The organism is Dactylosporangium sp. NPDC000555, assembly GCF_040300025.1.
Classification (GTDB): Bacteria; Actinomycetota; Actinomycetes; order Mycobacteriales; family Micromonosporaceae; genus Dactylosporangium.
In genome coordinates, this window is sequence record NZ_JBEPDB010000104.1 from 1 (window position 1) to 25,434 (window position 25,434).

The window sequence follows — 25,434 nt, forward strand, 5'->3', positions numbered from 1 at the left end:
GCCGGCATCTCCTCCTTCGGCATCAGCGGCACCAACGCCCACCTCATCCTCGAAGAACCACCCACCACCAACACCAACACCCCCACCGCCGAGCCGGTCGAGCAGCCGCTCGCCTTCGTTCTCAGCGCCCGCTCGGAGACGGCCTTGCACCGCCAGGCGGACCGGCTGGCCGGGTTCCTCGCGGACCACCCGACGGTCCCGCTGGCATCGGTGGCGCGGTCGCTGACCGGCCGGGCACGTTTCGACCAGCGGGCGGTGCTGGTCGCCGAAGGCCACGGCGAGCTGCGCCAGGCACTGACCGCGCTGGCCGCCGGCATGGCGGGGCCCGGCGTGGTCACCGGTACGGCTGGCCGGCCCGGACCGACCGTGTTCGTGTTCCCCGGACAGGGCTCGCAGTGGACCGGTATGGCCCGGGCGCTGATGGCCGAATCGCCGGTGTTCCGGGAACGCATCCACGAATGCGCGGCGGCGCTGTCGGCGTACGTCGACTGGGATCTGGTCGCCACGCTGAGCGGAAGCGAAGCAGCCGCCGACCTCGACCGTGTCGATGTGATCCAGCCGGCGCTGTGGTCGGTGATGGTGTCGCTGGCCGCGGTGTGGGAGTCCTGGAGTGTGCGGCCCGACGCCGTGATCGGTCACTCCCAGGGAGAGATCGCCGCGGCGGTCGTGGCCGGTGCGCTCACCATCGGCGACGGCGCCCGCGTGGTCGCCCTGCGCAGCCAGGCGCTGCGGGCCATCACCGGTCCGGGCGGCATGGCCTCGGTGCCGCTGCCCGCCGATCGGGTACGCGAGCGCATCGCCGGCACGGACGTGAGCATCGCCGCGGTCAACGGGCCGTCGGTGACGGTGCTCTCCGGGTCGGCCGTCGAGCTGGCGGAGCTGGTCGCCGCGTACGAGGCCGATGGGGTCCGGGCCCGGATCATCCCGGTGGACTACGCGTCGCACTCTGCGCACGTCGACGCCATCCGCGACGAGGTGCTGCGACTGCTCGACGGCATCCAGCCGCGGACCGCGCCGATCGCGTTCTACTCCACCGTCGAAGCGGAGCGGGTGGACACCGCCGGGCTGAGCGCCGACTACTGGATGCGCAACCTGCGGCAGACGGTCCGCTTCGGGGCGACCGTGGAACGGCTGCTCACCGACGGGTACGGCGTGTTCGTCGAGTGCAGCGCCCACCCGGTGCTGACCGGCGGGATGCAGCAGGTCGTGGAGGCGTCCGGGGCCGACCGGGTCGTGGTCGGATCCCTGCGCCGCGACGACGGCGGGTTGCGCCGCATGCTCACCTCCGTGGCCGAGCTACACACCGGCGGCGGCCGGGTCGACTGGGGCAGGGTGCTGCCCGCGGCGCCGTTGACGCAGCTGCCGACGTACGCCTTCGAGCACGCCGGCTACTGGATGCCGGCCGCCACCGGGACCGCCGCGGCCGGCGACGGCCCGCACCCGCTGCTCACCGGTGTGGTGGAACGCGCCGACGGGCAGGGTGTCCTCTTCACCGGGCAGCTGTCGGCCCGGTCGCAGAAGTGGCTCGCCGACCACGCGGTCTTCGGCAGTGTGCTGCTGCCGGGCGCCGCGTTTGTGGATCTCGCGGTCCGGGCCGGTGATCACGTCGGCTGCGGCACCATCGAGGAACTGATCATCGACGCGCCCCTGGTGGTGCCGGACGGTGCGGTGGTGGCGCTGCAGGTGCTGCTCGCCGAGCCGGACGAGCAGGGCCGTCGCCATTTGGAGGTCTACGGGCAGGCGGGCGACGCACCGTGGCGGCGACACGCGGTGGCGACCATGGTCGCGGCCCGGCCGGAGGCCACCGCGGCCGGCTGGGTGTGGCCGCCGGATCACACCGTCGACATGCCGGTAAGCGACGCCTATCCGGCCCTAGCCGGGCTGGGGCTGCAGTACGGTCCGGCGTTCCAGGGGCTGCGGGCGGTCCGCCGCGGCGGCGCGGACGTCTACGTCGAGGCGGAGCTGCCCGACGCGGCCGGTGCCGGCGACTTCGGCATCCATCCGGCGCTGCTCGACGCGGTCCTGCACGGGCTGGCGTTCAGCGCGGACGGCGCCGAGACGCGGCTGCCGTTCTCCTGGTCCGGGGTGACGCTCAGCGCGGTCGGCGCGGGCCGGGTCCGGGCCCGCATCTCCCCGGCCGGCGAGGACGCGTACACGCTGGACGTCGTGGACGCCGCCGGGGCTGCGGTGTTGCGGGTGGATGCGCTGGCGGTGCGGCCGATGCGCCCGGCCCAAGTCGCCGAGCCGGCCGCCGACGACCTGCTCGCCCTCGACTGGGCGCCCACGCCCGGCGTCCTGGAGGCCGCCGAGCCGGGTGCGGCGCCGACCCTGCTCGGCGGCGACCCGCTGGGCCTGGCCGACCTGTGGCCGCAGGTCCGCCAGGCCACCTCGGTCGACGACACGGTCGCGCACGGGGACGCCGCGGGCGCGGTGCTCACGGTGGTGTCCGGCGAGCCGGTGCGCGAGGCGCTGGAGCGGGTGCTGGCACTGCTGCAGGCGTGGATCGACGACGAGCGGCTGGCCGACCGGCGACTGGTCGTGGTTACCCGTGGGGCGCTGGCCACCCACCCCGGCGAGGAGGTGGCCGACCCGGCCGCGGCCGCGGTCTGGGGTCTGGTCCGGTCGGCGCAGACCGAACATCCGGGCCGGTTCGTGCTGCTCGACGTGGACGGGCGTGACGCGTCGCTGAGTGCCATGGCGGCGGCGGTCGCGTCGGGGGAGTCGCAGATGGCGCTGCGCGCGGACACGGTGCTGGTGCCCCGGTTGCGGCGGGCCGCCGACCTGGCCGGGCTGCCGGTCCCGGACGGTGACGAGCCGTGGCAGCTGGACGCGTCGGTGAAGGGCAGCCTGGACCGGCTCGCGCTGGTCCCGTGCCCGGAGGCGAACGCCCCGCTGGCCGAGGGCCAGGTACGCCTGGCGGTCCGCGCCGCGGGCCTGAACTTCCGGGACATCCTGATCACGCTGGGCATGGTCGTCGACGACGGCCGGCCGGCCGCGTCCGAGGGCGCCGGGGTGGTCCTGGAAGTCGGCCCAGGTGTCACCGGGCTGCGCCCCGGCGACGAGGTGATGGGGCTGATCGGCCGGATCGGGCCGGTGTCGGTGGCCGACAGCCGGCTGCTGGCGCCCAAGCCGGCGAGCTGGACGTTCGCCGAGGCGGCCGGGGCGCCGGTGGTGTTCCTGACCGCCCTGTACGGACTGCGCGACCTGGCCCGGGTGCGGTCCGGTGAGCGGCTGCTGATCCACGCCGCCACCGGCGGCGTCGGGATGGCGGCCACCCAGCTGGCGCGGCACTACGGCCTGGAGGTGTACGCCACGGCGAGCCCGGCGAAGTGGGACACGCTGCGGGCCATGGGCTATCCTGCCACGCACATCGCCTCCTCGCGCACCCTGGACTTCGAGCAGGCGTTCGCCGGCGGTGTCGACGTGGTGCTCAACAGTTTGGCGGGCGACTACGTGGACGCCTCGCTGCGGCTGCTCGGCGACGGTGGCCGATTCATCGAGATGGGCAAGACCGACATCCGGGACGCCGCCGAGGTGGCCGCGGTCCACCCGGGGGTGCGCTACGCGGCGTTCGACGTGATGGACCCGGGCCCCGACTACGTCCATAGCATGCTGCGGGACCTGCTGGAACTCGCCGAGCAGGGGGTGGTCACCCCGCTGCGGATGACCGCCTTCGACATCCGGCAGGCCCCGGCCGCGTTCCGGTACCTGAGCCAGGCCCGCCACACCGGCAAGGTGGTGCTCACCCTGCCGACCCCGTTCGACACGCGGGGCACGGCGCTGGTCACCGGGGCGACCGGCACGCTGGGCGGGCACATCGCGCGGCACCTGGTCACCCGGCACGGGGTGCGTAACCTGCTGCTCGTCAGCCGGCAGGGACCGCGGCACCCGTCGGCCGCCGCCCTCACCGCCGAGCTGGAGGGTCTCGGGGCACACGTCACCCTCGCCGCCGCCGATACCGGGGACGCCAAGGCGCTGCGCCGGCTGCTGGACGGCATCGACCCGCGGCATCCGCTGTCCACGGTGGTGCACACCGCCGGGGTGCTCGCCGACGCGACCGTCGACCGGTTGACCGGTGATCTGATCGGTACGGCGCTGCGGCCCAAGGCCGACAGCGTGGACAACCTGGACCGGCTGACCCGCGACCATCCGCTGACGCACTTCGTGGTGTTCTCGTCGGCGGCTGGGACGATGGGCACCGCCGGACAGGGTGCCTATGCGGCGGCGAACGCGTACCTCGACGCCGTGGCCCAGCGGCGGCGGGCCCGTGGCCTGCCGGCGGCGTCGATCGCGTGGGGGTTGTGGGCCGACGCCAGCGGCATGACCGGGCATCTGTCCGACACTGACCGGCAGCGGATGGGCCGCGGCGGTTTCCTGCCGCTGGCCACCGAGCAGGGCCTGGACCTGTTCGACGCGGCGATCACCGCCGACCGGGCGGTGGTGGTGGCGGCCCGTACCGACATGCAGGCGCTGCGTGAACACGCCCCGGCGCTGCTCGGGGTGCTGGACCGGCAGCCGGTCCGGCGGGTGGCCGATTCGGCCGGTGCCGATGGCGCCTCGGCGTTGCAGGCCCGGCTCACCGGCCGGACCCGTACCGAGCAGACGGGGCTGCTGGCCGAACTCGTCCGCGACAGTGTCGCCGCGGTCCTAGGGTTCAGCGGTGCCACCCCGGTGCACAGCGACCGGACGTTCAAGGAGCTGGGCTTCGACTCGCTCACCGCGCTGGAGCTGCGCAACCGGCTGAACGCGGCGACCAGGCTGCGGCTGCCCGCCACCCTGGTCTTCGACCACCCGACGGTCGACGCCCTGGCCGGGCACCTGTGTGACCTGGTGGCTCCGGAGCCGGTCGTCCCGGCCGCCACCGTCCTCTCCGAACTCGACCGGTTCGAGGCAGTGCTGGCTGACCTCGAAACCGACGACGACCAGCATCAGCGCATCGCGGCACGCATCCAGGCCCTGCTGTGGAAGTGGAACAGCGGCCAGTCCGGTGCCGGCGACAACCCGGCCGACTCCGTCGACCTCGATCTCGTCAGCGACGACGACCTGTTCCACGTCCTCGACAACGAGCTGGGCCTGGGTCAATGAATCCGCAAACGACGAGAAGGGCGGCCGCCATGCCGGACAACACCAACGAACAGACCCTTCGGGAATACCTCAAGCGCGCCACCAACGAGTTGCGCAGCACCCGGCGGCTGCTCGCCGAACAGGAGGAGCGGGCGCACGAGCCGATCGCCGTCGTCGCGATGAGCTGCCGCTTCCCCGGCAACGTGGACAGCCCGGAGCAGCTGTGGGAGGTGCTGGCCGAGGGCGGCGACAAGCTGTCGGACTTCCCCGAGGACCGGGGCTGGGACAACGCGGCGATGTACGACCCGGAGCCCGGCCTGCCGGGGAAGGTCTGCACCCAGCGCGGTGGCTTCGTCGACGGCGCGATGGACTTCGACGCGGGATTCTTCGGGATCAGCCCTCGGGAGGCGCTGGCCATGGATCCGCAGCAGCGGCTGCTGCTGGAGACGTCGTGGGAGGTGTTCGAGCGGGCGGGACTGGACCCGACCGTGGTCCGCGGCAGCCGTACCGGTGTGTTCCTCGGTGTCATCGCCCAGGGGTACGGCGGCACGGATCCCCGCGACGCCACCGAGGACCTCGAGGGGTATCTGCTGACCGGCACCACGCCCAGTGTGGCGTCGGGGCGGGTGGCGTACACCTTCGGTCTGGAGGGCCCCGCGGTGTCGATAGACACCGCCTGCTCGTCGTCGCTGGTGGCGCTGCACCTGGCGGTGCGGGCACTGCGCAGCGGCGAGTGCACGATGGCGCTGGCCGGCGGCGCGACCGTGATGTCGACGCCCGGCATCTTCCTGGAGATGAGCCGCCAACGGGGGCTGGCCCCGGACGGCCGGTGCAAGGCGTTCGCCGACGCGGCGGACGGCACCGGCTTCTCCGACGGTGTCGGGGTGGTGCTGCTGGAACGGCTCTCCGACGCCCGCCGGCTGGGTCATCCGGTTCTCGCGACGGTCCGCGGTACCGCGCTCAACCAGGACGGCGCCTCCAACGGGCTGACCGCGCCCAGCGGCGCCGCACAGCAGAAGGCGATCGAGCAGGCCCTCGCCGACGCCGTGCTGACCGGGCACGACGTGGACGTTGTGGAGGCGCACGGCACCGGTACCCGGCTCGGTGACCCCATCGAGGCGAATGCGCTGCTGGCCACCTACGGGCGCGACCGGGACCCGGCGCGGCCGCTGTGGCTGGGATCGGTCAAGTCCAACCTGGGCCACACCCAGGCCGCCGCCGGGGTGGCGGGCCTGATCAAGATGGTGCTGGCCATGCAGCACGGCCTGCTGCCGCGGACCCTGCACGTCGATACGCCCACCCGGCACGTGGAGTGGGACGGTTCCGGCGTACGCGTACTGACCGAGGCCCGGCCGTGGGACACGGCGGCGGACCGGCCGCGCCGAGCCGGGATCTCCGCGTTCGGGATCAGCGGCACCAACGCCCACGTGATACTGGAGGCCCCCGACCGGCTCGCCGCACCGGAACCGGCCGGCCCCCCGCAGCCGCGGCCGGTCGCCGTGCCGTTGTCGGCCCGCTCGGAGCCGGCGCTGGCCGCCCAGGCCGCGCGGGTGCGGGCCCTGCTCGCCGACCCCGCGGTCACCGAGGCCGACCTGGGCTACTCGCTGGGGCTGTCGCGGGCCGCACTGGACTACCGGGCCGTCGTGGTGGCCGAGCAGCGGGAGGAGCTGCTCGCCGGCCTAGACGAGGTCGCCGGGACCGGGCTGCCAGGCGCCACGGTGGTCCGCGGCACCACCGGCCCGGCCGGCAAGACCGTCTTTGTCTTCCCCGGCCAGGGTTCCCAGTGGATCGGCATGGCCGTCGGGCTGCTGAACAGCTGCGAGCCGTTCGCGGCCCGGCTGCACGAATGCTCCCGGGCGTTGCAGGCGTACGTGCCGTGGTCGCCGATCGACGTGCTGCGCGGGACGTCGGGCGGACCGGACCTGGACCGGGTCGACGTGGTGCAGCCGCTGCTGTGGGCGATGATGGTGTCGCTGGCCGAGGCGTGGCGGTCGTACGGCGTACAGCCGGACGCCGTGGTCGGGCACTCGCAGGGCGAGATCGCCGCCGCCTGTGTGGCCGGCGCCCTGTCGCTGGAGGACGGCGCCCGGGTGGTGGCGCTACGCAGCCAGGCGCTGTCGGCGATCGCCGGGCGCGGTGGCATGGTCTCGCTGGCGGTGCCGGCCGCCGACGTCCGCGAGCTGATCTCCGCCTGGGACGGACGGATCGGGGTCGCGGCCGTCAACGGCCCGGCGGCCACCGTCGTCTCCGGTGACGGCGACGCTCTCGCCGAGCTGATGGTGGTGTGCGAACGCGACGGTCTGCGCGCCCGCACCGTCCCGGTGGACTACGCCTCGCACGGCCCGCACGTCGACGCCATCCGGGACCGCCTCGCCGAGGTGCTGGCCGGCATCACCTCGCGGCCGGCCGACGTGGCGTTCTGCTCGACGGTGACCGGCAGCGTGATCGACGGGGCGTCGCTGGACGCCGGCTACTGGTTCACGAACCTGCGGCAGCCGGTCGAACTGGAACGGGCGGTACGGCAGCTGGCCGCCGACGGCTACCGCATGTTCGTCGAGTGCAGCCCGCACCCCGTGCTGACCTCCGCTGTCCAGGGCACCGTGGACGACCTGGGGCCGGCGGTCGGCCAGGTCACCGTGGTCGGCACTCTGCGCCGTGACGATGGCGGCCCGCGCCGGCTGCTGACGTCGCTGGCCGAGGCGTGGGCCGGGGACGCCCGCGTCGACTGGGGCCGGGCGGTGGGCCCGGCCCGCCGTATCGACCTGCCGACCTACCCGTTCCAGCGGACTCGCTACTGGCTGGCCCCGCCCGAGCGCACGGCCGCGCCCGAGTCGGCCGCGGACGCGCGGTTCTGGGACTCGGTGGCCCGTGCCGACGTGGCCGAGGTGGCCCGGGAGCTGGCGATCCGGCCGGACGCTCCGCTGGAGGCCGTGGTCCCCGCGCTGTCGTCGTGGCGGCGGCGGGCCCAGGACGAGGCCTGCGCCGAGGGCTGGCGCTACCGGCTGCAGTGGCAGCGGCACCAGGCCGGGACTGCCGTGCGAGGGCACTGGCTCGTCGTCGTCACCGACAACGCCAGGCAGAGCGCGACGTTCGCGGCGGTCGCGGCGGCGCTGTCCGCTCGGGGCGTCCAGGTCACGACCGTGCCGTTGCCGGCCGCGGAGCGTGGCCTCGTGGGTGAGTCGCTGGCGGCGGCCGGCCCGGCCGATGGGGTGCTCTCGCTGCTGACGCTGGACGAGACGCCGGACGGCACGCACCCGGACCTGCCGGCCGGGCTCACCGCGCAGCTGGCGCTGATCCAGGCGCTGATCGACCGCCCGGTCGCACCGCTGTGGACGGTGACCCGCGACGCGGTGTCCACCGGCTCCACCGACACGGCGTCGGCGGCCGGACAGGCCGCGGTCTGGGGCCTCGGCGGGGTCGCGGCGGTCGAGCAGCCGACGCTGCACGGTGCGCTGGTGGACCTGCCGGGCGAGCTCGACGACGCGGCGCTCGACCGGTTCTGCGCGGTGCTCGGCACGGCGACCGGCGCGGAGGACCGTTTCGCGGTACGCGGCGGCACCGTGCTGGTGCCGCGGCTGGTGCGAGCCCCGCGGACCGCCGGCGCCCCGGCGTGGCAGCCGTCGGGCACGGTGCTGGTCGTCGGCGGCACCGGCGGGCTCGGCGCCCACGTGGCGCGCCGGCTCGCCGAACAGGGAGTGTCCCGGCTGGTCCTGGCCGGGCGGCGCGGCCCGCAGGCACCGGGCGCCGAGGAGCTGGCCGCCGAGCTCGCCGCGGCGGGCACCCCCACCACGGTGGTGGCGTGCGACGCCGCGGACCGCGACGCGCTGGCCGCCCTACTGGACTCGGTGCGCGGCGGCGACGCCCCGCTCACCACGGTGGTGCATGCCGCCGGGGTGCGGGCGAACGCGCCGGTCGGTGACCTGACCGCCGCGTCGCTGGCGGCCGCTCACCGGGGGCGTGCACTGGTCGCGGCCCACCTGAGCGAACTGGTCGACGAGCATCTGATCCTGTTCTCGGCGCTCTCGGCGGTGCTGGGCCTGCCCGGTCAGGCCGGGTACGCCGGCGGCAACGCGGTCGTCGAGGCGCTGGCCCGGCAGCGAGCCACGGCCGGACGTCCGGTGGTGTGCCTGGGCTGGGGCCCGTGGGCCGATTCCGGGGTGGCCGAGGACCCGGAGACGGTCGCGGTCCAGCACCGGCACGGCATCCCGCCGATGGAGCCGCGGATCGCGCTGGCCGCGATGGCTGACGCGATCGCGGACGGCGAGGTGTCGCTGTACCTGGCCGACATCGACTGGCGCCGGTTCGGGGCGGCGTTCACCGCGAGCGGCTCCCGGCCGCTGATCGCCGACATCCCGGAGGCTCGGACCGGCGGCACCGCGCAGGAGCCGGCCGCCGCCGGCGCCGGAACGGCGCTGGCCGCGCAGCTGGCCGCCGTGCCGGAGGCCGACCAGCTGCGGATACTGCTGGAGGCGGTGCAGGTCCAGGTCGCGCTGGTGCTCGGGCACGCCTCGACCGGGTCGGCACGCCCCGACGTGCCGTTCAAGGACGTCGGCTTCGACTCGATCATGGGGGTGGAGCTGCGTAACCGGCTCAATCGGCTGACCGGGCTGCAGCTGCCCGCCACCCTGGTCTTCGACTACCCGACCCCGGTGGCGCTGGCCGAATTCCTGCGTGCCGAACTCGCCGGGGCGACGGCCGCGCCGGCCGAGGTCGCCGGCTCAGGTGCCTTGGACGAGCCGATCGCGATCGTCGGCATGAGCTGCCGCTTCCCCGGTGGGGTGCGCGGCCCCGACGACCTGTGGCGGCTGGTGGAGTCCGGCACCGACGCGGTCACCGAGTGGCCGGTGGACCGTGGCTGGGACGCCGCCGGCCTCTACCACCCCGACCCGGACGAGACCGGCCGCACGTACACCGTCAGCGGTGGTTTCCTCGACGAGCCGGCCCACTTCGACGCCGGGTTCTTCGGGATCAGCCCGAAGGAGGCCACCGCGATGGACCCGCAGCAGCGGCTGCTGCTGGAGTCGACGTGGGAGGCACTGGAGCAGGCCGGCCTCGACCCGCACGGGGTGCGCGGCAGCCGGACCGGGGTGTTCGTCGGCATGAGCTACCAGGATTACCTCGCCCGGCTGCGGCACGCGCCCGACGGGTTCGAGGGTCACCTGATGATGGGCAACACCGCGAGTGTGAGTTCCGGCCGGGTGGCGTACACCTTCGGGCTGGAGGGCCCGGCGCTGACCATCGACACGGCCTGTTCGTCGTCGCTGGTGGCGATGCATCTGGCGGCGCGGGCGCTGCGCGCCGGCGAGTGCACGATGGCGCTGGCCGGAGCGGTCGTAGTGATGGCGACTCCCAGCATGTTTCTGGAGTTCAGCCGGCAGCGTGCGCTGGCCCCGGACGGGCGGTGCAAGGCGTTCGGCGCCGACGCCGACGGGTTCGGGGCGGCCGAAGGCGTCGGCATGCTGGTGATGGAGCGGCTGTCCGACGCGGTCGCCAATGGCCACCGGGTGCTGGCGGTGGTCCGCGGCACCGCGGTCAACCAGGACGGGGCCTCCAACGGGCTGTCCGCACCGAACGGGCCGGCTCAGCAGCGTGTCATCCGGCAGGCGCTGAGCGACGCCGGTCTGGCCGCCGGTGACGTGGACGCGGTGGAGGCGCACGGCACCGGAACGGCGCTAGGCGACCCGATCGAGGCGCAGGCGCTGTTCGCCACGTACGGCCGCGACCGTGACCCGCAGCAGCCGCTCTGGCTCGGCTCGCTCAAGTCGAACATCGGCCACGCGCAGGCCGCCGCCGGCGTCGGCGGCGTCATCAAAATGATCATGGCAATGCGTCACGGCACCTTGCCCCGCACCCTGCACGCCAACGTCCCGAGCCCGCACATCGACTGGTCGTCCGGCACAATCAGGCTACTGGGCGAAAACCTGCCCTGGCCGCGCACGGACCGGCCCCGGCGCAGCGCGGTCTCCTCGTTCGGCATCAGCGGCACCAACGCGCACGTCATCCTCGAGGAACCGCCGGCCCCGGTCGAGGCGGCGCCCGCCGCACCGCCCGCCGCGCCGGTCTGGCCAATTCTGCTGTCCGCGGCCTCCGAACCGGCGCTGCGGGAGCAGGCCACGCTGCTGCGTGCCCGTCTAAGCCCGGCGACCGTGCTGCCGGACCTGGCCTACGCGCTGTATTTCGGCCGGGCCCGGCTGCGGCACCGGGCGGTGCTGCTCGCCGGCGACCACGGCCGCCTCGGCGACGCCCTCAACGCGCTCGCCGGGCAGCGGCCGTCGGCCGACGTGATCCTCGGCGCCGCCGCCCCGGCCGGACGCACGGTGCTGGTCTTCCCCGGCCAGGGCTCGCAATGGCCGGCGATGGCCCGCGATCTGCTCGACACCAGCCCGGTGTTTGCCGACGCCGTCGACGACTGCGAGCAGGCGCTGCACCCGTACGTTCCCTGGTCGCTGACCGCGATCCTGCGCGGCGAGCCGGGCACGCCGGAGCTGGCGGCGGCCGAGGTGGTGCAGCCGGTGCTGTTCGCCGTCATGGTGGCGCTGGCCCGGCTCTGGGAAACGTTCGGGATCCGCCCGGACGCGGTCGTCGGGCACTCGCAGGGCGAGATCGCGGCGGCCCACATCGCCGGAGCGCTGTCGCTCGACGACGCCGCCCGGGTGGTGGCGTTGCGCAGCCAAGCACTGACCGCGATCACCGGTCGCGGCGCGATGGCGTCGGTGGTGCTGCCGGTCGCCGACGTCCGCGACCGGCTGTCGGCGTGGCCGGGCAAGCTGAACGTGGCCGTCGTCAACGGCCCGCGCGCCACCGTGCTGTCCGGTGACGCCGACGCGATCGCCGAATTCGTGGCGGCGTGTGATGCCGAGGGCATCCGGGCCCGGACCGTGCCGGTCGACTACGCCTCGCACGGCCCGCACGTCGACGCCATCCGCGAGCGGCTCGCCGAGGCACTGGCCGGCATCGAACCGCGGACCTCACCGATCGCCTTCTACTCCACCGTCACCGGCGACCCGATCGACACCGCCGGCCTGGACGCCGGCTACTGGTTCACCAACCTGCGGCAGCCCGTCGAGTTCGAGAAGACGGTGCGCCGCCTGGCCGAGGACGGTTACCGCGTCTTCGTCGAGTCGAGCCCGCATCCGGTGCTGCTGACCGGGCTGCAGGACACCCTGGAGGACGCCGGGATCACCGACGCGGCGTGCACCGGGACGCTGCGCCGCGACGAAGGCGGTCTGGCCCGGGTGGTGACCGGGGCGGCGGAGCTGTTCACCCGGGGCGCGCCGGCCGACTTCACCGCCTCCCTGCCCGGCACCGGCCGGCCGGTAGAGCTGCCCACCTACCCGTTCCAGCGGCAACGCTACTGGCTGGAGGCCCCTGCGGAGGCCACCGACGCCGGTGAGCTGGGCCTGGAGGCGGTGTCGCATCCGCTGCTGGGCGCGGCGGTGGCGATCGCCAACGGGGACGCGACGGTACTGACCGCAAGCCTGTCCACCCGGACCCAACCGTGGCTGGCCGACCACGCCGTGCACGGAAGCGTGCTGCTGCCCGGTGCGGTCCTGACCGAACTGGCCGTGCGGGCTGGAGATCAGACCGGCTGCGGTCACCTGCGGGAATTGACCCTGCAAGCGCCGCTGATCCTCACCGGCGAGGCGGCGCAGGTGCAGGTCGTGCTGGGTGGCGCCGGGGCGGACGGGGCCCGGCCGGTGAGCATCCACTCCCGTACGCCGGGACGCCCGTGGGTCTGTCACGCCGAAGGCGTGGTCGACGATGCCGCCCCGGCGGCCGAGTTCACCCTGGACGCGTGGCCCCCGCCGGCCGCCGAGCCGATCCCGCTGGACGACCTGTACGCACGGCTGGCCGACATCGGCCTGGACTACGGGCCGGCGTTCCGCGGGCTGCGCGCGGCGTGGCAGCGCGACGACCGCGTCTACACCGAGGTGGTGCTGTCCGCCGGGGAGCCGGACGGATACGGCATCCACCCGGCGCTGCTCGATGCGGCACTGCAGGGCGTGGCCCTCAGCCCGGCGGCGGCCGCCGCCGGTGACGGAATCGTCCTGCCGTTCGCCTGGTCCGGGGTGACGCTGCACGCCGCCGGCGCCTCCGCGCTGCGGGTGGAGCTGCGCCCGGCCGGGCCCGGCGCGGTCAGCCTGCGCCTGGCGGACGCGTCCGGCGCCGCACTGGCCACGATCGAGGAGCTGTCGCTGCGGCCGGTGTCGCGGACCCAGCTCGATCTGGCGCGCACCAGCCACCACGACGCCGAACACACCGTCGCCTGGCAGCCGTTCGCGGCCACGGGCGAACCGTCGCTGTGCGCCGTGCTCGGCGACTTCCCGTACGACCTGGGCCCGGCCACGGTACGGGCGACCGACCTGGACGCGCTGCGGGAGGCGCCGGTCCCGCCTGCCGTGCTGGTCGCCGCGCCGCGGGAGGTTCCCGGCGGTGACCCCCGTGCCGCGATCGAGCCGGTGCTGGGCCTGCTGCAGCAGTGGCTGCGGGACCCGGTGTTCGAGGGATCACGGCTGGTCGTGGTCACGCACGACGCCGCCGCGGTGCGCCCCGGCGAGCACCTGAGCGGGCTCGCCTGTTCCGCGGTGTGGGGTCTGGTCCGCTCCGCCGAATCGGAGCACCCTGGCCGGTTCGCGCTTGTCGATCTGGACGCTTGGGCCGACGCCGCGGCGGCGCTGCCGGCCGCTGTCTGGACCGGCGAGCCGCAGGTCGCCGTCCGCGACGGAGCCCTGTTCGTCCCGCGGCTGGTCCGCGCCACAGCCGACCGGGCCCTGGTGCCGCCGGCCGGCGCCGAGCACTGGCAACTGGTGGTCGGCGGCGCGGGCGGGTTCGACGACCTTGCCCTGGTCGAGTTCCCGCAGGCGACCGCGCCGCTGACCGACGGCCAGGTCCGGCTGTCGGTATGTGCCGTCGGCGTGAACTTCCGGGATGTGGTCCTGGCGCTGGGCATGGTCGCCCAGGACGGCTGGGCCGCGGCGATCGAGGCCTCCGGCGTGGTGCTCGAGGTCGGCCCGGGTGTCACCGACCTGAACCCGGGCGACCGGGTGATGGGCCTGATGAGCGCCGGGATCGGCCCGGTCACCACGACCGACCACCGGCTGGTGGCCCGGATCCCGGACGGCTGGACTTTCGCGCAGGCCGCGGCCACCCCGGCGGCCTTCCTGACCGCCCTGTACGCGCTGCGTGACCTGGCGCGGGCCCGGCCGGGCGAGCGGCTGCTGCTGCACGCCGCCGCCGGCGGGGTCGGCATGGCCGCCACCCAGGTGGCCCGGCACCTCGGGCTGCAGGTGTACGGCACCGCCCACCCCGACAAGTGGGCGACGCTGCGCCGCCTGGGCTACCCGGACGCGCACATCGCCTCGTCGCGCACGCTCGACTTCGAGCAGGCGTTCTCCACCGGCGTCGACATCGTGCTCAACTCGCTGGCCGGTGAATTCGTCGACGCGTCCCTGCGGCTGCTGCATCCCGGTGGCCGCTTCGTCGAGATGGGCAAGACCGACATCCGTGACCCCGAGGCCGTCGCCCTCACCCACCCGGGAGTCCACTACCAGTCCTTCGACGTCCTCGACCGGGGACCTGACCACGTCCACGCCATGCTCGCCGATCTGTGCCAGCTCGCCGAGCTGGGGGTGATCAGCCCGCTACCGATCACCGCCTTCGACATCCGGCAGGCGCCGGCCGCCTTCCGGCACCTGTCGCAGGCCCGGCACACCGGCAAGATCGTGCTGACCCTGCCGGCCCCGCTGGACCCGGACGGCACCGTCCTGATCACCGGCGCCACCGGCACGCTGGCCGGCCACCTTGTCGACCACCTGGTCACCCGGCACGGCGTCCGGCACCTGCTGCTGGCCAGCCAGCAGGGACCGTACCACCCGCAGGCAGCCGACCTGACTGCCCGGCTGGAGAGCCTCGGCGCCCGGGTCACCCTGGCCGCCTGCGACACCGGTGACCCGGCCGACCTGACCCGGCTGCTGTCCTCGGTGGACCCGGCTCATCCGCTCACCACCGTCGTGCACACGGCGGGCGCGCTGGCCGACGCCACCATCGACGCGCTCACCGGCCACCACCTGCAGACCGCGCTGCACGGTAAGGCGGAGGGCGCATGGCACCTGCACACCGCGATTAGGAATCACCCGGTCACCCACTTCCTGATGTTCTCCTCGGCGGCCGGCACGCTCGGCAATGCCGGTCAGGCGAACTATGCGGCGGCCAACGCCTACCTCGACGCGCTGGCCCAGCACCGGCATGCCGCAGGTGAGCCGGCCACCTCGCTGGCCTGGGGGCTGTGGGACCTGCCGGACGGCATGACCGGGCATCTACGGGCGACCGACCACGCACGGGTCGCCCGCAGCGGTGTCCTGCCGTTCTCCATCGCGGAGGGCCTGGCCATGTTCGACGACGCGCTGACAGGGGGCCGGCCGGTGCACGTGCTCAACCGGTTCTCCCCCACGGCTCTGCGGGCCCGCGCCGAGGCGGGGATGCTGCCGCCGATCCTGAGCGGGCTGGCCGCCCGGCCGGCCCGGCGCACTGCCGCCGACGGCGATATCGGCGGGTCGGTCACGCTGGGCCGCCGGCTGGCCGTGCTCGACCGGGCCGGCCAGGTCGAGCACGTGCTGGACCTGCTACGCCGGCACGTGGCCACGGTGCTCGGCCACACCGACCCGACCGCACTGGACGCTGGGCTCGCCCTCAAGGAGTTGGGTTTCGACTCGCTGTCGGCGGTGGAGTTCCGCAACCGGGTCAACGCGGCGACCGGGTTGCGGCTGCCGGCCACTGCGGTTTTCGAGTATCCGACCCTGGATGCGCTGTCGCAGCACGTCATCGACGAACTCGCGCCGGCCGCCGCGCCGGCGGACGCACCGGCGGCAGTACTCGGCGAGCTGGCCCGGGTCGAGACGGTGCTGGGCACGGTCACGCTGGACGACGCCGCCCGCTCGGCGGTCGGCCGGCGGCTGCGGGACCTGCTGGCCCGAATCGGCGGTACCGCCACCGGCGCCGACCGCACGGCGGGACGGCTCGCCGAGGCCAGCGACGACGAGATCTTCGACTTCATCGAGCGCGAGCTCAAGATCTGACAGGGGGAGACGATCCCATGTCCAACGAGGATAAGCTGCGGGACTTCCTGCGGCGGGTGACGGCGGAGCTGCACCAGACCCGCGAACAGCTGCGCGATCTGACCGAGCGCGCGCACGAACCGGTCGCGGTGCTCGGGGCCGCCTGCCGGCTGCCCGGGGCCGGCTCGCCGGCCGAGCTCTGGCGGCTGGTCATCGACGAGGTGGACGCGATCAGCCCGTTCCCGCAGGACCGTGGCTGGGACCTGACGGCGCTGGCCGGGTCCGATCCGGAGGCGCCGGGCACGTCGTACGTCAGCGAGGGTGGTTTCCTGGCGGACGCCGCCGGCTTCGACCCGACGTTCTTCGGGATCAGCCCGCGTGAGGCCATGGCCATGGATCCGCAGCAGCGGGTGCTGCTGGAATGCGCGTGGGAAGCCTTCGAACACGCCGGGATCGACCCGCACACGATGCGCGAGTCCCGTACCGGGGTGTTCGCCGGTGTGGTGCACCAGGACTATCTGACCCGGCTGCGGCACATCCCGGTGGAGCTGGAGGGCTATCTGGGAACCGGCATCTCCACCAGCGTCGCGTCCGGCCGGATCGCCTACCTGCTCGGCCTGCGGGGCCCGGCGCTCACCGTCGACACGGCATGTTCGTCCTCGCTGGTGGCCCTGCACCTGGCGGTGCAGTCGCTGCGCCGCGGCGAGTGCGACACCGCGCTGGCCGGCGGCGCCACCGTGATGGCGACGCCCGGCATCTTCCAGGAGTTCAGCCGGCAGCGGGGGCTGTCCTGGTCGGCCCGGTGCAAGGCGTTCGGGGCGGAGGCCGACGGCACCGCCTTCGCCGAGGGCGCCGGGCTGGTGGTGCTGCGCCGGCTGTCCGACGCGGTGACGGCCGGGCAGCCGGTCCTGGCCGTGATCCGCGGCAGTGCGGTCAACCAGGACGGACCGTCCAACGGGCTGACCGCACCCAACCGGCAGGCCCAGGAGGAGGTGATCCGGGCCGCGCTCGCCGATGCCCGGATCACCGGGGACGAGGTCGACGCCGTGGAGGCGCACGGCACCGGAACGCCGCTGGGTGACCCGATCGAGGCGCGGGCGTTGCTGGCCTCCTACGGCCGGGACCGTGATCCCGGGCGGCCGCTGTGGCTGGGATCGCTCAAGTCGAACGTCGGCCACACTCAAGCCGCGGCCGGCATCGGCGGTGTCCTTAAGATGATCCAGGCGCTGCGCAACGAGATTCTGCCGCGGACGCTGCACGCCGACGAGGCCACCCCGCACGTCGACTGGTCGCCGGGCACGGTACGGCTGCTGTCGCAGAGCCGGCCGTGGCCGCGGACCGATCGGCCCCGGCGTGGCGCGGTCTCGTCGTTCGGTTTCAGCGGCACCAACGCCCACGTCGTCCTGGAAGAGGCCCCGGTACTCGCCGAGGCCGGCGGTACCCGGCCAGCCGGTACCGCGCTGCCGTGGTTGATCTCCGGGGTGGGCGAGGCGGCGCTGCGGGCCCAGGCCGCCCGGCTGCTGACCTTCCTGGACGGTGCCGATGTCGACGTCGCCGACGTCGCCTACTCGCTGGCCGTCACCCGGGCCCGGCACAGCCATCGCGCGGTGATACTGGGTACCGGCCGGGCCGAACTGCTCGACGGGCTGCGGGCCGTCGCGGCCGGCGAGCAGAGGCCCTGCGTGCTCATCGGCGCCACCCGTGGCGGGACAGCCGCCGCACCGGCCACCGTCGGGCTGCGGGAACTCGCCGAGGCGCACATCCACGGCGGCGAGGTGGACTGGGCGGCCTGGTTCGCCGGCCGGGGCGGGCGGCGCGTCGACCTGCCGACGTACGCCTTCCAGCGGGAGCGGTTGTGGCTGCTGGACGACGCCGCCACCGAACCTGATCACGCCGACCCGGTGGCGGGCGTGACCGTGAACTGGGCTCCGGTCGATGCCGACCGGCCGGTCCCGGGCGGGAAGTGGCTGGTCGTCACCCGCGACGGTGCGCCGTCGCCGGCGGATCTGCCGACGCTGCTGGATCGGCACGGCATCGTGTCGACCCGCGTCCGCTTCGACCCGGCGCTGAGCCGTGAGGTCCTGGCGGCACGGCTGCGCGAGGCAGCCGATCAGGCCCGGCCGGTCGCCGGCGTGCTCGCCGTACCCGGCGGTGAGGGTGCGGTGCAGAACACCGCGATGCTGCTGTACGCGATGTCCGACGCCGGTCTCGACGTGCCGTTCTGGTACGCCGGCGACGCCGCCCCGGCCATCGTCGGCTGGACCCCCACCCTGTGACCGTCTGACCCCGACACTCACTGACGAGGCATCGTATGAGAACAGTCGCCAGTCCATGGATCCGTAACTTCCAGCCGGCCCCCGACGCGCCGGCACAACTCGTATGTCTGCCGCACGCCGGTGGCAGCGCCACCTTCTACCTGCCGGTGGCCCGGGCCTTGGCGCCCGGCACCGATGTCCTGGCCATCCAGTATCCCGGCCGGCAGGACCGGCGCCGCGAGGGTTTCGTCCCGTCGGTTCAGCAGATGGCCGAGCTGATCGCCGGGGAGATCCGGGCGCTGCTCGACCGACCGACGGCGCTGTTCGGGCACAGCATGGGCGCCGCGATCGGGTTCGAGGTTGCCGCCCTGTTGGAGGCCGACGGGGTGGACCTGCTCGGCCTGTTCGTCTCCGGCCGGCGCGCACCGTCGGCCACCCGCGACGAGGCGGTGCACCGGCTCGCCGACCGTGAGCTGATCGAGGAGCTCAAGCGGCTGGAGGGCACCGAGCCGACCGTCTTCGACGATGACGAGCTAGTGCAGATGTTCCTTCCGGTGGTGCGGGCGGACTACCGGGCCATCGAGACGTACCGGCATCGGGGCGGCCCGGCGCTGCGCTGCCCGATCGTGGTGCTGACCGGGGACACCGACCCGCACGTGACCCGCGCCGAGGCCGAGGCCTGGGCGCAACACACCACCGGCGGGTACGAGCTGGTCAGCTTCCGTGGCGGGCACTTCTACCTGCTCGACCACGCCGGCCAGGTGATCGGCGTGCTGTCCGAGCGGATCTCCGGAGCCCTCGCCGCCCACTGACCCGCTGGTACGCGAGAGCGGCCAGACTTGATCAGGGTCCGGCCGCTCTCGCGTCGGTTCAGCCGGTCGCCGGCAGGTATCGCCGTTGCAAGCCCTCCAGCAGTGCGATCAGGCCCGCCTCGAACAGCTCGTCGGATTCCACCTCCACCTGCCAGGCCTGGAACACCACGGGAATGACCGAGTCGAGGCCTTCCAGCGCCTCCGCCGAGTACGGCGTCTCTCCACCGTACGGTTCGGCGGCTTCGGCCGTGACGTGCCCGATGGTGAACTCGACCGCGGTGGTCATCGCGATGACGGCGCCGCGCAGGTCGAAGCCGGCGTCGATGAAGGTCGACAGGATCCGGTCGAACGCGACCAGCGCGTGTGGACTGCGGACCGGGCGGGTAGAGACGACCGGCAGTGCGTGCGGATGCCGTTTGAGGACTTGCCGATAGGTCCGCAGCAAGGCGGCGAGCCGTTCGGTGGTCTCGGCGTGCGGTTCAAGTTGGCTCAGCTCCCAGCCGAGCTCACGCAGGATCGCGTCGACGACGCCGTCGTACAATGCCGCCTTATTGGGCAGATAGTAGTAAACGCTCATCGGATCTACGCCGAGAACGGCCCCGAGCTTACGCATGGATAATGAACTCAAGCCGTCCGAGTCAAGAATCTCCAACGCAGCTGAAACGATTGTTTCACGGCTCAGTGAACGCCTCGGTGACACGTCGGATTGCGATCCCCGCCGGCTCGTCGGCGTCATGATCCGTCGCCGTTTCGGCCAACGCGGATCGGACGGTGGGGATACCTCTCGATTTTATTCACCATAGTGGAACCTTACTACGCCAGGGAGCCGATCCGATAATGGATCGGCAATAGGCCCCGGCCCGGGTCGGGGTTCCCGGGCCGGGGCGGCTCTGAGTGACCGCGTCTCAGTGCAGCGTCACGTGGTTCCGACCTTCTGGTCACCGGCGCGGAATCGCAGCAAGGCGACAATCGCGAACAGGGCCGCAAATCCGAGCAGAACTACGATGTTCATGGCAACATCGCGCAATTTCGCACTCTGCAAAGTTATCTTCTCAAGGGCCTCCAGCGCCCAATACGGCGGGACCAGCTTGGCGATCGGCTGGATCCAGTGCGGCAGGGTGCTGGCCGGGGCGAGCGCGCCGCCGATGCCGGCCATCACCATGCCCGCCACACTCCCCACAGTGAGCGCCTGGTCCATCGTGGCGAAGACCGCGACGAGCATCGCGCCGAAGCAGACCAGCACCGTGGTCAGCACGACCAGCACCACTCCCAGGGCGATCAGCGACCCGGTCGGCTCGTAGCCGAAGATGAAGTGACCGAGCGTGAACAGCAGTGCCATCTGGATCAGGTAGCAGAGATACAGCGGTGCGAGCTTGCCGACCATCAGGTCGAGCGAGCTGGCCGAGCTGGCCCGCAAGCGATCCCACGTCCCCCAGGCGTGCTCCCGGAAGAACAGCGTGCCGATCATGGTAATGCCGAAGAATGCAAAGAGCACCGCCATGCCGGGAATGACGTGCTCACTTCCGGTCGCATGTGGCCAGCCACGCTGAATGAGCGTCGCCTTGGCATTGGGAATCAGGAATGCACCGAGCAACAACGGCATGACGATCGTGGTGATCATCGGCGCCGGGTCGGTCAGCACCAGCTTCATTCCCGCCCGCGCGATCACGAGACTACGCCGGGACAACATCCTTCAGCTCCTCTCCGTGCGCCTCGATGGCGCCGCCGGTGATGGCGACGAAGGCACTCTCCAAGCTCGCCCGGCGCAACTCCACGCCGGTCAGGTCGGCCGCGGCCGGGCCGAGACCGGTCAGCGCACCGACCAACGACGCGCCGAGGTCGGCGGCCGCCGCGTGAGAGACCAGCGTGTTGCCCTCGACCGTCCAGTCGCCGGCGGCGAGGCGCGGTGCCGGGCTGTCGAACTGGAGCACCACCTTGGTGGCAGAATGCCGGGCGACCAACTCGTCGATCGTGCCGCTCTCCACGATCCGGCCTTGGTGCAGCACCGCGATGTCCGCGTCCAGCTGCTCCAGCTCGGTCATGTAGTGCGTGGTGTAGACCACCGCGCTGCCCTGTTGGGCCAGCTCACGGACCACACCGAGGATGCCGGCCCGCGACTGGACGTCGGCGCCGACCGTCGGCTCGTCGAGGAACAGCACGTCGGGCCGGTGCAGGATGGCCATTCCGGTGTGCAGGCGCCGCTTCTGCCCACCGGACAGCGTCACCGCCTGCTTCTTCAGCTTCTCGGTGAGCCCGAGCAGCTCGGCGACCTGCTCCACACGCTGGCGCACCGCTGCGCCTTTCATCCCGGCGAGGCGGGCGAACAGTCCCAGGTTGTCGGCCACCGTGAGGGTGGGATAGATACCCAGCTCCTGCGGGGCGATGCCCATGTGGGCCTGCGCCTCACGGGGATTACTCACGGCGTCGACACCGGCGATCCGCACTTTGCCGGCATCAGCGGTCCGTAGACCTGCGGCAATGGAAACAAGTGTCGTCTTTCCCGCGCCGTTGGCTCCGAGCAGGCCCAGAATCTGACCCGGCCGCACGACGAGGTCGACGCCGATAAGGACCTCGTGGTCCCCATACTTTTTACTTACACCCTCGATCTCCAGCACCGTGGTCACCCCTCGGCATCCGAACTTCGCGGATCGACTCCGCCGCACTCCGCGTGCTACTCTACGCCGTAGAAATTTTGGAAGTCAAGCGGCCCGGAATAGCCACGGACACCGAACGACCAGCCCCTGCTTTCCGGTCCGGTCAGATTCACGGGCGGGGTGAGCACGGCCCGACAAGGATCGAAAATACTTCCGAGGCCTCCCAGCCAGGCCGGGAATTAGCGAAAGGAACCCTGTTGAGGCCACGAGCCGACGCCGACGTCGTGCTAGCTTTGACCTCCGTGCGCCGCTCGTACGGACGCGGCCCAGGCACTGTCACCGCACTGGACAACGTGACGACTTCCTTCGCGAGGGGTTCCTTCACCGCAGTGATGGGCCCCTCCGGATCCGGCAAGAGCACCCTGCTGCACTGCGCGGCCGGTCTCGACCGCCCCGACGCCGGTGAGATCTTCCTCGACGGTCAGGCCATCCACGATCTCGACGAGCGCAGACTGGCCGCGGTGCGCCGGCGGCGGATCGGCTTCATCTTCCAGGCCTACAACCTGCTGCCCGCGCTGACCGCCCGGCAGAACATCACCCTGCCGGGCGAGCTCAACGGTGAGCGGATCGATCGGCGCCACGTCGACGAGGTGATCGCCGCGGTGGGCATGACCGAACGTGCCGACCACCGGCCGGCGCAGCTCTCCGGCGGTCAGCAGCAGCGCGTCGCCATCGCCCGTGCCATGTTCACCCGGCCCGCCGTCATCTTCGCCGACGAGCCGACCGGCGCACTCGACAGCCAGTCGGCCGCGGACGTGCTGCGGCTGCTGCGGGAGGCGGTCGATCGGCACGGCCGGACCGTCATCATGGTCACCCACGATCCGAGCGCGGCGGCGTACGCGGACCGGGCCGTCTTCCTGCGCGACGGCAAGCTGGCCGGATCGCTGGCGAACCCGTCGGTGGACCGGATCACCGGCTCGACCCAGCAGATCGACGCGGTTCACGGAGGTGGCTCCAATGTGGCGCGTTAGCCGGCGCATGCTGCGGCATCACCGCCTGGCGTTCATCGGCGCCTTCGTCGCGATCCTCTTCGGTGTCGCGCTGGTCCAGGCGTGCGCCGGGCTCGCCGAGACCGGCATCCGCGCTGCCGCGACCCCGCAGCGCTACGCGGCCGCGCCGGTCGTGGTGGTCGGTGACCGCGGCATCCAGATCGCCCCTCCCGGCGACGGCGAGTACAACACCAAGACCGTCAGCGTCGGCCAGCCGGTTCCGGTTCCCCCGGACGTGGCCGGGCGGCTGTCCACGGTCGCCGGTGTCGCCCGCGCCGTCGAGGTCGTCACCGTCCCCGCCGCGGTGATCCGAGGCCGCGACGTCGTGCTGCCCTCGGCGGTGGCACTGGACTGGCGCACGGCCGAACTGGCGCCGTACCGCATCGTCGCCGGGACCGAACCGGAGCCGGGCGGCGTGGTCGTCGACGAGAGGACCGCCGACGAACTGGGCGTCCAGCCTGGCTCGCAGATCACGTTGCAGGCACGCGGTGTCACCCGCGACTTCACCGTCGCCGGGCTGGCCGGCGGGGCCGACGGCGCCATGGCACCGGTGTTCTTCTCCGGCGCCGACCTGGCCGCCTTCGTCGGGCCGGCGCCGATCACCGCGGTCGGCGTGCTGCTCGCCGAGGGCGCCGATCCGGAGCGGGTCGCCGACGACGTACGCACCGCGCTGAAGGGCACCCCCGTCGAGGTGCTCACCGGCGACGACCGCGGCCGCGCGGAATCGGCGCAGGTCGTCGTCGGCGCATCGGACCTGGTGGCGCTCGGCTCGGTCATCGGCGCGATGGCCGCGATGATCGTCATGTTCCTGGTCACCGCCATGACCGGGGTGCTGCTGCAGAACCGCCGCGGCGAGCTCGCCCTGCTCCGGGCGCTCGGCGCCGCACCCCAGCAGGTCCGGCGCCTGCTGCTCGGCGAGACCCTCACGGTGGCCATTGTGGCGGGGATCCTCGGCTGCCTGATCGGTTCGGCCCTCGGCCGCTGGCTGCTGCGGGCGCTGACCGGACTCGGCTTCGCCCCGGCACAGATCGAGTACCGGCAGAGCTGGATCACCGTCCTGATCGCCCTGGGCATCGGTGTCGTGACGGCCGCCGTCGCGGCGCTCGTCGGCGCCCGCCGCATCGTCCGGTCGGCGCCTCTGCACGACCTCGCAGACACGGCCGTGCCCCGCCGTTGGTTCAGCTGGCCGCGGTTGCTGATCGCGCTGCTGTCCGCCGGCGGCGGTGTGACCCTGATGATCGTCACGATGACGGTGATGGAGGGTCAATTCATCGCGGCGACCGCCGGCCCGACCTTCCTGCTCTGGGCGGTAACCGTAGCGCTGCTCGGCCCGCCACTGGCTCAGGGCGTGCTGCGGTTGGTTGGACCGGCGGCCCGGGCGGTGGCCGGCTTCGCGGGCCGGATGGCTGTGCGCAACGCGAAGGCGTCCCCCGTCCGGTTCGCCGCCGTGGTCACCCCGATCATGCTTGCCAGCAGTTTCATCCTGAGCAACTACTACTTGCAGACCACGGTAGACGATTCGACGATACGCGCACATGCCCGCAGCACCGTGGCCGATTTCGTGCTGACCTCGGCCACCGCGGCCACCACGTCCGGGCTGGCCGACCGGGTCCGGGCGGTCACCGATGTCCGCGGGGCCGCGGAAACGGTCAACACCGTCGGGTGGGTACGGGAGCCGCAGGACAAGTCGCAGCAGGACGACGGCTACATCGTCACCGGAATCGAGGGCGCCCACGCTGCCGCGGTGATGGCCCCGCCGTCGGCCGGTTCACTGACCGCCCTGCAGGGCTCCACCGTCGCCCTGACCGAGCGGCACGCCGACCGGCTCGGGCTGCACCTCGGCGGCACGTTACGTCTCACGATGGACGACGGCGCCGACCTCAGCCTGCAGGTGGTGGCCCTGTTCGAGGCAGCAGCCGGCGCCGACAGCATCCTGCTGCCCGTGGACGTGGCGGCGGCGCACACCCTGACGGGACGGCCGGACACCATCCTGGTCGCGGCCGCACCGGACGCCGACAAGGACGCCCTGGAGCGGAAGCTGCGCGAGGTGACCGCGGCCGAGCCCGGAGTGGTGGTGGCCGATCGGTCCGCTCTGACCGCCCAGCTCGAGGAGCAACTGCGCCGCGGCAGTGCGGTCAACTACCTGTTGCTCGGTCTGATCGCGGCATACACGGTGATCGCGGTGGTCAACACGCTGGCGACCGAGACGCTGCGCCGCCGCCGGGAGTTCGCCCTGCAGCGTCTGGTCGGCGCCGACGGGCGCAACGTGCTGCTGATGGTGGCCGTGGAGGCCGTGCTAGCCACCACCGTGGGTCTGGTACTCGGCACCGTGGTGTCCCTGACCACACTCGTCCCGCTGAGCCGCGCTATGACCGGAAGCCTGATGCCGACCGGTCCGGTCCTCACCGCCGCCGCCGTCGTGGCCGGTGCTCTCGTGCTCACCGTCGTGACGGCGCTGAGCGCCGGACGGAGCGCGGTCGCCGGACGGCCGGTCGACGACCTGGCCGCCGACTAGGTGGCTGGTGTTAAACGGTGGTCTGATCGGCGGGTCCGATCGGCCACCGTTGTCGTTTGGCCGCGGTGGGTTGGTGGTGTGTGGCGAGCGG

The 25,434-nt window shown here is 73.0% G+C and carries 7 protein-coding genes and 2 pseudogenes; 6 read left to right on the forward strand and 3 right to left on the reverse strand.

The genetic code is table 11. From position 1 onward, the window contains the following. The 4 genes and pseudogenes from ABT297_RS38020 to ABT297_RS38035 form a co-directional block, all read left to right on the forward strand. Window positions 1-5,085, forward strand: a 5,085-nt coding sequence (locus ABT297_RS38020) for an SDR family NAD(P)-dependent oxidoreductase (protein WP_350557426.1), incomplete at its 5' end; no start/stop codon positions are given. A gap of 50 nt (window positions 5,086-5,135) precedes the next feature. Next, window positions 5,136-16,139: pseudogene (locus ABT297_RS38025) on the forward strand (type I polyketide synthase); the annotation flags it as partial. 17 nt (window positions 16,140-16,156) lie between these two features. Then, a pseudogene (locus ABT297_RS38030) lies at window positions 16,157-17,734 on the forward strand (type I polyketide synthase); the annotation flags it as partial. A 695-nt stretch (window positions 17,735-18,429) separates the two neighbouring features. Further along, on the forward strand, window positions 18,430-19,185 hold the full coding sequence (locus ABT297_RS38035) for a thioesterase II family protein (RefSeq protein WP_350557429.1): 756 nt from the start codon (window positions 18,430-18,432) through the stop codon (window positions 19,183-19,185). Window positions 19,186-19,243: 58 nt separating this feature from the next. Here ABT297_RS38035 and ABT297_RS38040 read toward each other — a convergent pair whose 3' ends face one another. The 3 genes from ABT297_RS38040 to ABT297_RS38050 all read right to left on the reverse strand — a co-directional run bounded on the left by ABT297_RS38040 (window position 19,244) and on the right by ABT297_RS38050 (window position 21,809). Then, window positions 19,244-19,921, reverse strand: coding sequence for a TetR/AcrR family transcriptional regulator (locus ABT297_RS38040; RefSeq protein WP_350557430.1), 678 nt, complete (start codon window positions 19,919-19,921; stop codon window positions 19,244-19,246). Between the two features lie 180 nt (window positions 19,922-20,101). Continuing rightward, the gene (locus ABT297_RS38045; protein ID WP_350557431.1) at window positions 20,102-20,836 is read right to left on the reverse strand and encodes an ABC transporter permease; all 735 of its coding nucleotides are present in this window, start codon (window positions 20,834-20,836) and stop codon (window positions 20,102-20,104) included. A 22-nt stretch (window positions 20,837-20,858) separates the two neighbouring features. Next, window positions 20,859-21,809 (reverse strand): ABC transporter ATP-binding protein, encoded by a 951-nt coding sequence (locus tag ABT297_RS38050; RefSeq protein ID WP_350557432.1) that lies wholly within the window; start codon window positions 21,807-21,809, stop codon window positions 20,859-20,861. 323 nt (window positions 21,810-22,132) lie between these two features. Between ABT297_RS38050 and ABT297_RS38055 the strand changes: the two genes are divergently transcribed. Together ABT297_RS38055 and ABT297_RS38060 are read left to right on the forward strand one after the other, a co-directional pair. Next, the gene (locus tag ABT297_RS38055) at window positions 22,133-22,810 is read left to right on the forward strand and encodes an ABC transporter ATP-binding protein (RefSeq protein ID WP_502885710.1); all 678 of its coding nucleotides are present in this window, start codon (window positions 22,133-22,135) and stop codon (window positions 22,808-22,810) included. Further along, entirely contained in the window at window positions 22,797-25,343 is a 2,547-nt protein-coding gene (locus tag ABT297_RS38060) for an FtsX-like permease family protein (RefSeq protein WP_350557433.1), read from the forward strand. Before ABT297_RS38055 ends, ABT297_RS38060 begins: the two co-directional genes overlap by 14 nt. Window positions 25,344-25,434 lie beyond the last annotated feature (91 nt).